The sequence below is a fragment of the Arthrobacter sp. sptzw32 genome, from assembly GCF_059089735.1.
On sequence record NZ_JBNHEZ010000008.1, the window covers coordinates 40,044 to 54,239 of the forward strand.

The following is a 14,196-nucleotide window of genomic DNA, read 5'->3' on the forward strand; positions in this document are numbered from 1 at the left end:
GGTACCCATGAGCTACGTGCTCGCCATTGATGTCGGCACCAGTTTCACTGCTGCCGCGATTGCCCGGCTTGACCAGGGATCTTCCCCTGCCCCTGAGGGCCTGCCGTTGGGCCTCCGCGGGGCAGCGGTGCCCTCAGTTATCTACTACCCCGAGGACGGGCCCATCCTGGTGGGGGAGGCGGCAGAACGCCGCGGCCTCGATTCACCCGCGCGGGTGGTCCGCGAATTCAAGCGCAGGGTGGGCGACTCCGTACCAATCTCCGTAGGGGAGCTGTCACTTCCCCCTGAGGATGTTTTCGCCACCATGGCCCGCTGGGTGGCAGACCTGGCCGAGGAGCGCGAGGGCGCGCCGCCGTCGGCGGTGGTGCTCACACATCCTGCCGCCTGGGGCAGCCACCGCACCTCGGTCATCCTCGCTGCCATGGCCGCCAGGGGCCTGAAGAACGTCACCCTCGTCACCGAACCGGAAGCCGCGGCACTTTATTACGCCTCCCAGGTCCGGGTGGAGGACGGCAGTACCATCGCGGTGTACGACCTCGGCGGAGGTACCTTTGACACCGCCGTACTGAGGAAGGCCGGCAGCAGCCGATTTGAACTGGTGGGGCGCCCCGAGGGCATTGAGAACCTGGGCGGCGCCGACTTTGACGCCGAAGTGTTCCGCTACGTCGCCGCGCACACCGGAGATGCCCTATCGAAGCTCAGCACTGAGGACGCGGGCGTCCGCGGGGCGCTGGCCAGGCTGCGGCGGGAGTGCGTCGAAGCCAAGGAGGCGCTTTCGGCGGACAGCGAGGCTAACATCTCCGTCCTTCTTCCCGGCGTCCAGCAGCAGGTCCGCCTGGTACGGTCCGAGTTCGAGGCGCTGATCGAGGAACCCATCCGCGACACCGTGGACGCGCTGGAACAATCACTGGCCCAGATGGAACTGAAGCCTGCGGACCTGACCGCCGTGCTGCTCATCGGTGGATCATCGCGGATTCCCCTCGTGGCGCAGCTGATATCGGAACAGCTGGACCGGCCCATCGCCGTCGACGCCGATCCGAAGTCTTCCATCTGCCTTGGCGCCGCAGTTTCAGCAGTTCTGGCACGTGCGGAAGTTCCCGAAGCCAAGGAACCGACGCCGGAAGCGGCGCCCGGCAAGGGCCCTGCGGAAGCCGGCCTTACCGCCGTCGGGATTCTTGCCGCGGCCGATCACAAGCCGGGACGCCGGGCCAGTTGGTCACGCAAAGGCGCGACGGCCGCCGGTGCGGTTGCCGGACCGGCCCATGGGCACGCCCACGGCGGTGCGCATGCTCCAAAGCCAACCGTCCGGCTGACGGCCATAGCAGCCGCGGCTGCCCTGGTGTCTGTCCTCACGGCCACCGCCGCCCAGAGCCCGGGAGGCCTGAGCAGCCTCACATCAATCCTCGGCCAGCAAGCGGAAGCCGCGCCGGGGACCGATTCCGGCCCTGGTGGTATAGGTGGGGGAAGCGGGCCGGGCCAGGGAGCTGCAGCAGCTGGCGGGGCACCGGTGGCCGGCATTGAAGCAGGCGTGGACAGGAAAGCCGCGTCCGCAGGCGGGGCAGGCCTCGACGTGGAGGCCTCGCCCACCAGCCGCCCGTCGTCCAGCGCCGGCACAGGCTCCGGCCAAGCCGGTGGGGGGTCCACAGGCGGTGCAACTGCCGGTTCGGGCACGGGTGCCCCTGCTGCAGGTGGCGGTACAACCGGATCAGCCGGCGGCGGAGCAGCTGCCGGGACTCAGGATCCCGCCGGGACGCCCGTAACGAACCCTGGAACCGGGGAGCCGGCACCGGCAGGTCCTGGCACTCCTGACCCCGGCACGCCGGTGACGACTCCGGATCCGGTGACGACCCCCAATCCTCCGGTGGTGACCGACCCTCCGGTGGTGACCGACCCTCCGGTGGTGACAGAACCGCCGGTGGTCACTGAACCGCCGGTGGTGACCGACCCTCCGGTGGTGACAGAACCTCCGGCAACGACTCCGATTCCTCCTGCGGACCCGACACCGGTGGACCCGCCTCCTGCGGACCCTGTAACTCCGGCGGAAACGGTTCCCGCTTCTGCGCCGATCACCAACTCCGAGCCGGCGGTTTAGGATGGCTGGTCATCAAACGCGCGAGGAAGTGCATGGTCTGTTCCACCCGGAGCTGAACCATCAAAGCCCCCAGGCTGCCGAGCAGATGGCCCGGCAGCTCAAGGGCGAGAACGCAGCAGTGCGCGAGCTTCTGCTGGCCCTGTCGGTTGGGTTTGTGCTGCCCGGACCCTTGCCTGCAGATTTGCAGCGGAAAATCGACGGCGGCGAGGTGGAAAGCGTCGATGCCCTGGCCGCACGGGCAGAGTCTGCCGGGCTGCTTTCTCCGGACGGAAGCGTCGTGGGACCGGCACAGCACGCCCTGCTGAACGTAGCGCCCACTACCAGGGTGCACGCACTGCAGCGTGAACTTGTATCCCTGTATGTGGCAGACCGCCAGCCACTGGGGGACCTGGCCCGCGAGCTGGCCCGCGGTGGGTTGGCGGACCCCCACGTTGCCGCTGAGCTGGAGCACGGGGGTGACAAGGCTCTGGAGCATGATCCTGCTCTGGCCGCACAGCTTTACGGAGAGGCACTCCTGGCCGGAGCTGACGAGATAGCAACCGCTGCCCGCCGTGCCCAGGCGGCCGCGGCCGACGGCGACCTCGACACTGCCACCCGCATCATTGACAGCCTCCTGGTCTGTCCGGAACCGCCGGACGTTCGCCGCGGAGTGGACGTCGCGTCAGCAGTCTGGGCGCAGCGGGGAATGCTGGCACGCAGTGCCGACGCCTACAGCTGGTTGGGAGCCTCCAGGTTGGGACCCTCGGCGCCGCTGGCCGCCGTCGCCATGATTGGCTGCGGCAACCGGCCCGGAGCGGAGTCGCTGTTCCAAAGCGATGCGCCGGCATCCCCGACACTGCTGGCCGCCGCGCTGACCCAGACGGGAAAGGGCATCCTCGAGTCGCTGGGGCAGGATCCGCAGCAGGCGCTCCCGCTGCTGATCCATGCCTCTGACATGCTCAATGCCACCGGCACAGCCCTTCCTCTTCCGGATACTCCTGCCGCCCTCGCAGCGCTGATGGCCCTGCACAGCGGCGAGCCGCACCTGGCAGAAACCGTATGCCGCTCGGCAGCCGCTGCAGGGCAGGGCGGTAACGCCGCAAAGCCGCGGCTCTTCCTGCTTCAGGCGTGGTCGGCCATGCAGCAGGACAAACTCGAGGACGCCAGGTTGGCCATCAATGAGGCGTCAAAAGCCAACCACTGGCCTTTGGTGCCGAGGGATGAGTTCCTGCGGGCAGCGCTGGAAGTGGGCCTTGCCCGGCGCAACGGCGAGATAGCTGAACTGGTTGTGGCCTGGGAACGGGCACGTGAGGCTATGCTGCACACGTCCGTAGACCTGTACAGCCTGCTGCCGTGGGGTGAGCTGATGATCACTGCTGCGCGGCTGCGCGAGACCCGCCGTGTGGCGCACTACCTCGACGAGGCCAAGCGGCTGCTGGAGCGCCTTGGTGATCCACCGCTGTGGGCGGTGCCCTTCCACTGGGCCGGCGTGCAGGCTGCACTGCTGGGTGAAAGCCCGGCGGAGCTGGCCCCGCATGCGTCGGCACTCGCGCGGGCCGCCCAGCACAGCCACCTGGCTGTTGTGCTTGCTGCCGCCGGCAAGGCGTGGGTTTCGGTGCTGGCGCGCAGGTTCCAGCCCGCCGACGTCGAAATGGCTGCGCGGGGCCTCGGCAGGGTGGGAATGCCTTGGGAAGGTGCAAGGCTGGCCGGACACGCTGCTGCCCGTGCGGAGGAGCGCAAGGACATGGTGCGCCTGTTGTCCTGCGCCAGGGACCTTCACCCACAGGGAAGTTCGGCGGGCAACGGAACCTCCGGCGCGCAGGACTCCCAGACTGCGTCCGGCAACGAACCGGCCACCGGCATGCAGCCGGACGGTTCCGGGCTGAGCGAGCGCGAAAAGGAAGTGGCCCGGCTGGTCCTTGAGGGCAAAACGTATCGGGAGATCGGGGAGACGATTTACATCTCTCCCCGGACTGCCGAACACCACATTGCCCGGATGCGCCGCCGGCTCGGTGCAGAGAACCGTTCGGATCTCCTGGCAAGGCTGCGCCTGGCCCTGGGTGCCGAGAATCCCCAACAGGACTAAACCCCTAATACCCCTAATCGCACGGCCGGCGGTTCCCCGGCAGGGTATCCGCCGGCAGGGGGAAACGGCCCGATGCCCGGTCCCGGAGGGGAACCGTACGTTTGATTCATGCCCGGCAACGAAGTCGGGCCAAGGGCAACTCAAAGAAATTAGGGGACATTCCAATGACACTCGCAAACGATCTCGTCCAGTTCCTGATGCACCTCTTCGGCGACCGTCAGGCTGCACAGGACTTCCTGGATGATCCGGAAAAGGTTCTGGAAGACCACGGCCTGGGCAAGGTTTGCTCAGCCGACGTGGACGCCGCAATGCCGGTTGTTCTGGATTACGCTCCGGTCACCGTGAACGCTTCCTCATTCGACCGTGAGTACAACACCGGTGGCAACACGGCCTGGACCGGACCCAACGCCGGCGGCGGAAACACGGGTGGCGGCAACCACGGCGGCGGACACCACGGCGGGGGAAACACCGGCGGCGGAAACACCGGTGGCGACGATCACGCTCACGCCGTCCAGCAGCTTCACCACGTTGTCAACAACTACTCGTACACCACGACGGTTGATGACCGCGACACCATCACCGACCAGTCCGTCAACCAGAACATCTGGGCTGACGGCGACGTCAACCAGTGGTTCGACAATGATTCCGTCGTTGCCTCCGGTGACCGCGCAATCGCTGCCGGCGACGACGCCGACGTAGAAGACTCCAACAACATCGAGGACTCCTACAACACGGACAACTCGACCAAGACGGATAACTCGACGGACAACTCCGTCAACGCCGGCGGCGACGTCAATATCGGCAACACGGAGATCGACGACTCCTTCAACACCGATGTGGATGTTGATGCCGACATCGATGACTCGTTCAACGACAACTCGGACAACTCCACCGAGACCGATGTCGAAATTGAGGACTCCTTCAACGACAACTCGGTTGAGCTGACGGACAACTCGGACAACTCCATCAACACCGACGTCGAGATCGAGGACTCGTTCAACGAGACCGAAACCAACGTGGAGCTGAACGACTCGTTCAACGACAACTCCGTCGACACCGACGTGGACGTTGACATCCAGGATTCGTTCCAGGACAACTCCACTGAGACCAACACCAACATCGAGGACAACGTGGTGGTTGCCGACAACACCGTCGACTACACCAACGTCGAGGACAACGTTGTTGTGGCTGACAACGAACTCACCTTCACAGAGGACAACTCCACCAACACCGAGGTGGACGTGAACGTTGAGGACAACGAGATCGCAGTCGCCGGCGACGACGCCTTCGCAGGCTAGCAATTCCGAGGTACAGTAAGCGCCCGGCAGGAGGCATCCACCTCCTGCCGGGCTCTCCTCGGTTTACCTCTCGTTCCCGATCATGACCTGACGTAAAGGACACGCTGTGGCAGAAGCAGGACAGGCAAGACCGTCGGCACCGATGACGGCGGCTCAACTCGTACGGCTGGTGCAGCAAGGCCTTGAGCTGGTGGGTGCGGGGGACCGCGCCGATCTCCGCAAACGCCTTGACCAGGCAATGGGAAGGCTGAAGGACCCCAGTGTCCGGGTCATCGTCGTTGGTGAATTCAAACAAGGCAAGAGCAAGCTGATCAACGCGCTGGTGAATGCCCCGGTCTGTCCTGTCGATGACGACATTGCCACCTCAGTCCCCACGGTTGTCCGCTACGGAGACCCTGCGTCGGCCGCCATCCTGGTCCCCAAAGGTGACGCGGACGCCGGCGACGAGGCCGGCGTCGAACGCCAACCTGTTCCCATTGCGGATCTCGCCAACTATGTTTCCGAGCGGGGCAACCCCGGAAACAGCAAGAAACTCGTTGCAGGTGAGGTCTACCTGCCCCGGAAGCTGCTAACGGGCGGCCTCACAATCATTGACTCCCCGGGCGTGGGGGGACTTAATTCGTCCCACACGCTGACAACCCTTACTGCCCTTCCCACTGCAGACGCCATGCTGCTGGTTTCCGATGCCTCGCAGGAGTACACGGAACCGGAACTGCGCTTCCTTCGCCAGGCCATGCGGATCACCCCCAGCGTTGTGGGTGTCCTGTCCAAGACTGACCTCTACCCGGACTGGCGGCGCGTCGAAGAGATTGACCGGGGGCACTTGGCACAGGTTGCCCAGGACATCCCCCTGTATTCGGTTTCCTCCGACCTCCGGCTCGAGGCGGCACGCCTCCAGGACGGTGAACTGAACGCGGAGTCCGGCTTCCCTGGGCTGATAACCCACATCCGCAACGAGATTGTGGGCAAGGCGGAGCGCCTTCAGCGGCGCTCAGTCAGCCAGGACCTGCTCTCTGTGTGCGAGAACCTCCGCCTGTCGCTGCAGTCCGAGCTGGAAGCATTGGAAAACCCGGAGCGGACACCGCAAATGATCGCCGGCCTCGAGGCGGCCCGGGCCGAAGCCGACGACCTCCGCAAGCGCTCCGCACGGTGGCAGATCACGCTCAACGACGGCATCAGCGACCTCATTGCCGACATGGAGTACGACCTTCGGGACCGCCTGCGCCGCATCCAGCGCGAAGCTGAAACCGCCATCGACCAGGGCGACCCCGGCCCCGCGTGGCCCCAGTTCTCGAAGTGGCTGGAGGAGTGCGCCGCGGCCGCCATCTCGGACACGTTTGTGTGGACCAACGAGCGCGCCCAATGGCTGGCCACCCAGGTTGCCGAACACTTCGCCGCAGAGGAAGTGACCCTGCCCGTCCTTCATGTCTCCGACACCGGAGACGCCCTGGACCCCGTGGACGACATGCCCGTCCTCGATGACGGCCGCATCAACTCCGCGCAGAAGGTGCTGATCGGCATGCGCGGCTCCTACGGCGGCGTGCTCATGTTTGGCCTTCTGACGGGCATCTTCGGAATGGCCCTGATCAACCCGCTCTCCGTGGGCGCCGGCCTGTTGCTGGGCCGCAAGGCCTACCGGGAGGACAAGGAAGCACGGCTTAAGCGCCGGCAGGGCGAGGCAAAGGCGCTGGTCCGGCGGCAACTGGATGACGTCACGTTCCAGGTGGGCAAGCAGTTGAAGGACCGGCTGCGGCTGGTCCAGCGCTCCACGCGGGACCACTTCACCGAGATCGCGGACGAGCACCACCGCTCATTGCAGGATTCCGTGGCTGCGGCCCAAAAGGCTGCCACGACGTACGCTTTGAAGAAGGACGTACGCATCCGCGAGATCAAGGCAGAACTTAAGAATGTGGATGCCCTGTCGCGGGCGGCCGAAGCAGTGGCTGCCGAGGTCGCCTCGAGCGCAGCGAAAGCCCTCCGGCCTGCCGGCCCGGCCACTGGAAGCCCGGACACTGCCAGCCCGGACACTGGAAGCACAGACACTGCCGGCGCTGACAGTGCCGGTCCCGGCGATGCAGGATCAACCGGTGCAGCCCGCATCGCGGCGCCCTCGGCCGTGGCGGCGGTGGGATGACGGGATCAACAATCACGGGAGCGGCGGACCTGGTCCAGGAGGCGCTGGAGGTTTACCGTGAGGATCCTGCAGCTGTGGCCGCCCTGCAGGGTTATGCCCGGCGGCTGGCCGAACCCCTTCGGATCGCCGTTGCCGGGATGGTGAAAGCCGGAAAGTCCACCCTGTTGAACGCCATCCTCGGTGAAGAGATAGCTCCCACGGACACGGGGGAGTGCACGCGCATCGTTACGTGGTACCGCTACGGCCACACCCCCAGGATCACGCTGTACCCAGTGGAAGGCGAACCGCGCAGCCTCCCGGTGAAGCGCGTGGACGGCCGCCTGGTGTTTGTGCTGGGCAACGTCCTGGCCGAGGAGGTGGACAGGCTGGATGTCGAGTGGCCCTCCCCGGGCCTGCGGGACATGACCTTGATAGATACCCCTGGCATAGCTTCGCTCTCCGGGGACGTGTCTGCCCGGTCCACTAATTTCCTGACTCCGGAAGACACCCCGTCAGAGGCGGACGCCATCATCTACCTGATGCGCCACATGCACGCCTCCGACCTCCGCTTCCTCGAATCCTTCAAGGACACCGAGGCAGGGCGGTCCGGGACAGTCAACGCCCTGGCGGTTCTCTCCCGGGCCGATGAAGTGGGAGCAGGGCGTATTGACTCCCTTCTCTCCGCCGGGGAGATCGCCGACAGGTACCGCCAGGACCACAGCCTGCGGAAGCTGGCGCTGGGGGTGGTCCCCGTGGCCGGGCTCCTGGCGCAAAGCGCACGGAGCCTGCGGCAGTCCGACTTCGAGGCTCTGCAGCTGCTGGCCGGGATGGAACGGGTGGACCGGGAAAAGCTGCTGCTCTCGGCGGACCGGTTTGTGCGGTCCGCCGCCTGCCCGGAAGGGCTGACGACGGCGGCCCGCGCCTCGCTGCTGGAAAGGTTTGGCCTGTTCGGCATCCGCTTGGCCGTGGTCCTCATCCGCAATGGATTTGCCGAGCCCACGCCCCTGGCGCACGAGCTGGCCCGGCGCAGCGGACTGAATCCACTGCTTGAGATGCTGAACCGGCAGTTCCAGGCCCGCGCCGAGGCACTGAAGGCCAGGACCGCTTTGGTGGGGGTGGAAACCCTGCTGCGCACATCCCCGCGTGAGGGGACAGGGCATCTGGCCGCTGCCCTCGAACGGCTGCAGGTGAACGCCCATGAGTTCCGGGAACTGCGGCTGCTGGCAACCCTTCGGACCACTGGTGTAGCGCTCGACCCGGAGCTGGCGAACGAAGCCGAGGGCCTCATTGGAGGCTGGGGCGCAGCACCCCACATCCGCCTTGGCCTCGACCCGGATGCGGGTCCGGAACAACTGGCGGCGGAGGCGCGGCACTACTTGGGGCGGTGGCGGGCTCTGGCCGAAAACCCGTTGACTGACCGTTCAGCCCTTGACACGTGCCGGGTGGTTATCCGCAGCTGCGAGGGCATTGTTGCCCAGTCTGCCTTGCCGTTGGCCCGCCAGCCCGCATAACGGGACGGCGGGCCGCGCCGGGCTTAATCCCGGCCCGATTTCAACCAGGCGTTGGCGGAAGGCATGAAGAACAGCACCAGCCCAACGAGCGCCAGCAGGAGCTGGAGTCCCCACAGCAGAACCACATAACTGCCGGCGTCGCCTTCAGGAACAAGGAAGGCGGAGGCCAGTACCAGGACGATGACGTGCCCGGCGAGGAGCGGCAGCAGAGCCCAGCGGGCCCAGCCTTGCCGTCCCATGACGACGCCGAGCATAGCGGCTTCCAGCAGGATCACCAGGAGGACAGCTGCCAGGCTGCCCCAAAAGACGATGCCGGTGGCCGTAGTGACCGCTTCGGCGTCGCCGCCGGGGGCCATCTGCTCCACCACCGTCCGCAGGCGTTCAAGATGCGAATCGCGGGTGAGGAAGGATCCCACCAGGACGGCCAGCCCGGCTGCGAAGCTGAGGAGCCAGAGGGTGCGTGCATTCTTGATGCTGCGGGGAGCTGCCGGGACCACGGCGATGGGCGCCGGTGCGGAGTAGGACAGCCCTGGCCTTGGCGGCGGCGCCGGCGGGCCTGCGGGTGAAGGCGGGGCTGCGGCCCCTTGGGTTGCGGTCCGCAGCCGGTCTTCTCCGTCAGGTTCCTGGGCCATACGCTCCTACTTCAGTCCGTCGGTATCGTGTTCGTCGGTCTCGTGCTTGTCCTTGCCGCTGCCTTTGCCGTCGTGGTCCTTCGCCTTGGCGTCCAGTTCGTCCTTGAGCTTCTTGAGCCGCTCCGCCTCTGCCTGCTGGCGGCGCCGGGCCTCAAGGTTGCGGAGGAAGTCCGGGTCGTCGTCCGGGGCGGTGGGATGGCGCCGGCTCTGCTGCTGGCCGGAAGTTCCCCGCGGGCGGCCAATCAGAAGCCAAAGAATGGCGCCAAGTACCGGCAGGACAATCATGACCACAATCCAGGCCGGCTTGGAGATCCCCCGGGTGAGGCGTCCATCAGTGCGGATCACATCCACAAGGCCATACACAAAGATGACGAGGACTGCGACGGCCAAAGCCACACGGAGGAGCATGCAAATAAGTCTATCGTCAGCAGGCGCGGGGGCCCCGGGCGGGAGGTGGCTAAACTGGAATAGTGGCCTTTTTGAAATATTCCCTGATCCGCCTTGCTCTGTTCGTGCCCCTGTTCGTGGTTTTTATGCTGTTGCAGCTGGGCGCGCTGATGTCCGTCATATGTGCAGCACTGATCGCATTCGCCGTCAGCTACCTGTTTTTCCAGAAGCAGCGTGACGAGGCAGCCGCAGCCATCCACCATCGTTTCTCCGGCAAGGCCAAGCCGATCCGTTCAGCCAGCGAGGTCCAGGACGCCCACGCGGAGGACGCGCTCCTGGACGCCAATCCGGACATCGCCATCAGCAACGATGCCAAGGACCCGAAACGCTCCTAGCGCGACGGACCCCAAACGCCTACAGCGGCAGGCCGGCAACCTAGAAGCCGTGGCTCAGTACCAGGCCCAGTGAGAACAGCAGGCTGTATCCGAGGTTGATCAGGCCGGTCTGTTTCAGGACCGGGATGAGGCTCTTGCGCTTGCGGCCGTTGATCATTAGCCACGCGGGCATCAGGCACGCCGGAATCAGCAGCAGGACGATCAGCATCCACGGCCGCCCCGGGGCCAGGATCACCACCAGCATGATGGCCACGGCAAGCATCAGCACATAGCTCTCCCGGGCGTGCTTGTCACCCAGCCGAACGGCGAGGGTCTTCTTGCCGGCCTGGGTGTCCGTGGGGATGTCCCTGACGTTGTTGGCCATCAGCAGGGCGGTGGCGATAAGCCCTGTGCCGATAGCACCGATGATGGCCGGCAGGTTGATTTGCCCGGCCTGCGTGTACGTGGTGCCCAGCGTCGCCACCAGGCCGAAGAACACAAACACAAAAACGTCGCCCAGGCCCATGTAGCCGTACGGGTTCTTTCCGCCGGTGTAGCCCCAGGCGGCCATCACGCAGCCGAGCCCCACCAGGATCAGCCACCAGCTCTGGGTGGTTACCACCAGGATCAGCCCGAAGACCATGGCGGCAGCAAACGCGCCGAACGCCGCCCGCTTCACGTGTTCCGGGCTTGCGGCTCCTGAACCCACCAGCCGGAGCGGGCCAACGCGGTCGTCGTCCGTGCCGCGGATGCCGTCAGAGTAATCGTTGGCGAAGTTGACACCCACCTGGAGCAGCAGGGCCACCAAAGCCGCGAGGATGGCGTTGAAAAGCAGGAACGAATCCATTTCATACGCAGCGGCGGAACCGATCAGTACCGGCGCGATCGCGGCCGGCAGTGTTCGGAGTCGGGCGCCTTGGATCCATTGTGCGGCTGTAGCCACGGTCAGTACCTCGCGTTACTTTGGGAAGGCGGCAGGAGAGGGGTCCTGCCACGTGGTGCAGGTCTACTTTACTTTCCCTGGTGCAGGGCGTTGAGTTCAGCGGCCATGGCCAGCCGGTCCGGTTTGCCGTTGGGCAGCATCAGCAGCGAGGACGCGGCCAGGACGGTTTTGGGCGCCAGAATGCCGAGTGTCCGGCGCCATTCCTGTTCAAGGACGACGGCGTGTTCCCGGCCCGCCGCGGGGTCAGTGCGCTCCCCGGTGCCTGCCCGCGGGTTGGCCAGTGCAACGTAGGCCGCCACGGCCTGGCCCCATTCCGCGGACGGGACGCCGGCCACAAAGACCGCGGCGACGGCGTCGGACTTTTCCAGCTCCTCCTGCACATGCGCCGCGGAAACCTTGACCCCGCCGGTGATAATGACGTCGTCGGCGCGGCCCAGGACGGTGAGCCGGCCGTCGTCGTCAATGCTGCCAAGATCGCTGGTGCGGTACCAGCGCACGCCGTCCTCCTCGAAAAAGGTGCTGCCCGCCTCGTCCGGCGCTTCCAGGTAGCCGGCGGCGATGGTGTCGCCGCCGAGCAGGATGCGGCCGTCCTGCTCAACGCGGACGGACACCCCTTCAAGCGGGAAGCCGTCGTAAATGCAGCCGCCGCAGGACTCGGCCGAACCGTAGGTGGTGATAACCCTGACGCCGGCGTCCCTGGCCGCGGACAGCAGCGCGGCCGGGGCAGGAGCGCCGCCCAACAGGACGGCGTTGAAGCGGCGGAGCACTGCGAGGGTCTCCGGGGACGGCGCGTCGAGGAGGCGCTGAAGCTGCGTGGGAACCAGGGAGGTGAAGCGGATCTTGTCCGTCAGTTCCTGCGCGGCGGCGGTGAACGCCTCGGGCGTGAAGCCGCCTGACATGTCCATTACCCAGGGGCGGGTGCCTGCGAACAGCGAACGCACCAGCACCTGGATGCCCGCAACGTACTGGACGGGCAGCGCCAGGAGCCACTGGCCCTCACCCTTGAGCGCCAGGGCAGTTGCCATCGAGGACGCGGCCAGAGATTCCACCGTCAACACAGTGGCTTTGGGCGTTCCCGTGGAACCGGAGGTGCGCACCACGGCAACGGCGTCATCACAGCCTGGAGTTTCGACATGGCCCACAACCAGGGCGCCGTTCTCACCAACGGACAGTTCGACGGCGGGGCCCTCGCCGTGGAGGGCGGCGGCCAGTGCCTTCAGGGCAGGGTCGATATCAAGGATGCCGCTGTTGGGTGCGCCTGTTCGAAGCGGTTCGTTGTTTTGGGCTTCCGTGTTTTGTTGCCTGGTGGTCATCGCCGGTCCTGCCTTAGAAGTAGTGCGGGAAGCTGGACCAGTCGGGATCGCGTTTCTCCAGGAACGCTTCCTTGCCCTCCACCGCTTCGTCCGTCATATAAGCCAACCGGGTGGCTTCGCCTGCGAATACCTGCTGGCCCGCCAGGCCGTCGTCGGCAAGATTGAAGGCGAATTTGAGCATCCGGATTGCCTGCGGAGACTGCCGGGCGATATCGGCGGCATATTCCAGGGCCACCTCTTCAAGGCGTTCGTGGTCCACGGCCTCATTGACGGCGCCCATCCGGACCATGTCCTCCGCCGAGTATTCGCGGGCCAGGAAGAAGATCTCCCTGGCGGCCTTTTGCCCGATCTGGCGGGCCAGCAGGGCGGAGCCGTAGCCTGCATCGAAGCTGCCGACGGTGGCGTCCGTTTGTTTGAACTTGCCGTGCTGGCGGGAGGCGATGGTGAGATCGGAGACGACGTGCAGGGAGTGCCCGCCCCCCGCCGCCCAGCCGTTGACGACGGCGATGACCACCTTGGGCATGGTGCGCATCAGCCGCTGGACCTCCAGGATGTGAAGCCTCCCGGCCCGCGCGGGGTCGATGCTTTCCCGGGCCTCGCCGTTGGCTTCATCCTGCACTACGTACCGGTAGCCGTCCCGGCCCCGGATCCGCTGGTCCCCGCCCGAACAAAAGGAGTGGCCGCCGTCTTTGGGGGAGGGGCCGTTCCCGGTGAGCAGCACCGTGGCGACGTCAGGGGACATCCGTGCGTGGTCCATGGCCCGATAGAGCTCATCCACTGTTCCCGGCCGGAAAGCATTGCGGACCTCGGGGCGGTTGAAAGCAATCCGCACCGTGGGCAGGTCACGCACCCATCCGCCGTCGGCGTCCCGCTCCACCTGCCGGTGGTAGGTCATGTCCTGGAAGTCGCCGAAGCCGGACACAACGCGCCAGCGGGTTGGATCGAAGACGTCGGACACCGAGGCGGGAATTTGGTTGTTCACCGTCCAAGTCTAGTAATCGAGGTCAGCTGATGCAGAACTCGTTGCCCTCGGGGTCCGCCATCGTGTGCCAGACATGTGGGCCCTCGTTGGCTGTCCAGAGGAACGTGGCGCCCCGGGCCTCTAGTTCCCGGCGCACCTCGTCCTTGTCCCGGCCCGCCAGGTTGATGTCCCAGTGCACCCTGTTCTTGACCGTCTTATCCTCGGGCGCCGTCTGGAAGAGGAGCCGCCGTTCCGGGGCTTTTGCTTCAAGTTCCTCGGGCGGCCGGATCGCGCAGCCGGTGCGCCACACCAGCTTGCCGTTGTGGACGGTTGTCTGGTCCTCCGTGGCGAAACCCTGGTCGATCATGGAGCGGATGAAGCCCTCATCCTGCGGTTCCACCGCCCACCCGAGCGACTCCGCCCACCACTCGGCGAGGTAGTGCGGATCCCTGCAGTCAACGACAATCTGGATGTTCAGTCCCATCCCACCACGGTACGGTGGCAGGT

At 66.0% G+C, this 14,196-nt stretch carries 12 protein-coding genes; 6 read left to right on the forward strand and 6 right to left on the reverse strand.

Annotation, left to right across the window (positions count from 1 at the left end):
* The first annotated feature begins 7 nt into the window (after positions 1-7).
* The 5 genes from AC5RVN_RS15135 to AC5RVN_RS15155 all read left to right on the forward strand — a co-directional run bounded on the left by AC5RVN_RS15135 (position 8) and on the right by AC5RVN_RS15155 (position 9,079).
* A complete protein-coding gene (locus AC5RVN_RS15135) occupies positions 8-2,092 on the forward strand; it encodes an Hsp70 family protein (RefSeq protein WP_494138571.1) in 2,085 nt (694 codons plus the stop codon).
* A 1-nt stretch (position 2,093) separates the two neighbouring features.
* On the forward strand, positions 2,094-4,157 hold the full coding sequence (locus AC5RVN_RS15140) for a LuxR C-terminal-related transcriptional regulator (RefSeq protein WP_494138460.1): 2,064 nt from the start codon (positions 2,094-2,096) through the stop codon (positions 4,155-4,157).
* A gap of 164 nt (positions 4,158-4,321) precedes the next feature.
* Positions 4,322-5,455: an IniB N-terminal domain-containing protein gene (locus tag AC5RVN_RS15145; protein WP_494138461.1), complete on the forward strand. Its 1,134-nt coding sequence runs from the start codon at positions 4,322-4,324 to the stop codon at positions 5,453-5,455.
* Positions 5,456-5,597: 142 nt separating this feature from the next.
* Positions 5,598-7,589, forward strand: coding sequence for a dynamin family protein (locus tag AC5RVN_RS15150; protein ID WP_494138572.1), 1,992 nt, complete (start codon positions 5,598-5,600; stop codon positions 7,587-7,589).
* Positions 7,586-9,079, forward strand: a complete 1,494-nt coding sequence (locus AC5RVN_RS15155) for a dynamin family protein (RefSeq protein ID WP_494138462.1) — start codon at positions 7,586-7,588, stop codon at positions 9,077-9,079. Before AC5RVN_RS15150 ends, AC5RVN_RS15155 begins: the two co-directional genes overlap by 4 nt.
* A gap of 23 nt (positions 9,080-9,102) precedes the next feature.
* Here the strand turns inward: AC5RVN_RS15155 and AC5RVN_RS15160 are convergent, their stop codons facing one another.
* The gene (locus AC5RVN_RS15160; protein WP_494105321.1) at positions 9,103-9,711 is read right to left on the reverse strand and encodes a hypothetical protein; all 609 of its coding nucleotides are present in this window, start codon (positions 9,709-9,711) and stop codon (positions 9,103-9,105) included.
* Between the two features lie 6 nt (positions 9,712-9,717).
* Positions 9,718-10,119: a PLD nuclease N-terminal domain-containing protein gene (locus AC5RVN_RS15165; RefSeq protein ID WP_494105320.1), complete on the reverse strand. Its 402-nt coding sequence runs from the start codon at positions 10,117-10,119 to the stop codon at positions 9,718-9,720.
* Positions 10,120-10,181: 62 nt separating this feature from the next.
* Between AC5RVN_RS15165 and AC5RVN_RS15170 the strand changes: the two genes are divergently transcribed.
* Positions 10,182-10,493 (forward strand): DUF4229 domain-containing protein, encoded by a 312-nt coding sequence (locus AC5RVN_RS15170; RefSeq protein WP_494041516.1) that lies wholly within the window; start codon positions 10,182-10,184, stop codon positions 10,491-10,493.
* A 40-nt stretch (positions 10,494-10,533) separates the two neighbouring features.
* Here AC5RVN_RS15170 and AC5RVN_RS15175 read toward each other — a convergent pair whose 3' ends face one another.
* The 4 genes from AC5RVN_RS15175 to AC5RVN_RS15190 form a co-directional block, all read right to left on the reverse strand.
* Positions 10,534-11,415, reverse strand: a complete 882-nt coding sequence (locus AC5RVN_RS15175) for a 1,4-dihydroxy-2-naphthoate polyprenyltransferase (RefSeq protein WP_494138463.1) — start codon at positions 11,413-11,415, stop codon at positions 10,534-10,536.
* 68 nt (positions 11,416-11,483) lie between these two features.
* On the reverse strand, positions 11,484-12,728 hold the full coding sequence (locus AC5RVN_RS15180; RefSeq protein WP_494138464.1) for an AMP-binding protein: 1,245 nt from the start codon (positions 12,726-12,728) through the stop codon (positions 11,484-11,486).
* A gap of 13 nt (positions 12,729-12,741) precedes the next feature.
* A complete protein-coding gene (locus AC5RVN_RS15185; RefSeq protein ID WP_494138465.1) occupies positions 12,742-13,710 on the reverse strand; it encodes a 1,4-dihydroxy-2-naphthoyl-CoA synthase in 969 nt (322 codons plus the stop codon).
* Positions 13,711-13,732: 22 nt separating this feature from the next.
* Complete coding sequence (locus AC5RVN_RS15190) at positions 13,733-14,173, reverse strand: VOC family protein (RefSeq protein WP_494138466.1); 441 nt, start codon at positions 14,171-14,173, stop codon at positions 13,733-13,735.
* Positions 14,174-14,196 lie beyond the last annotated feature (23 nt).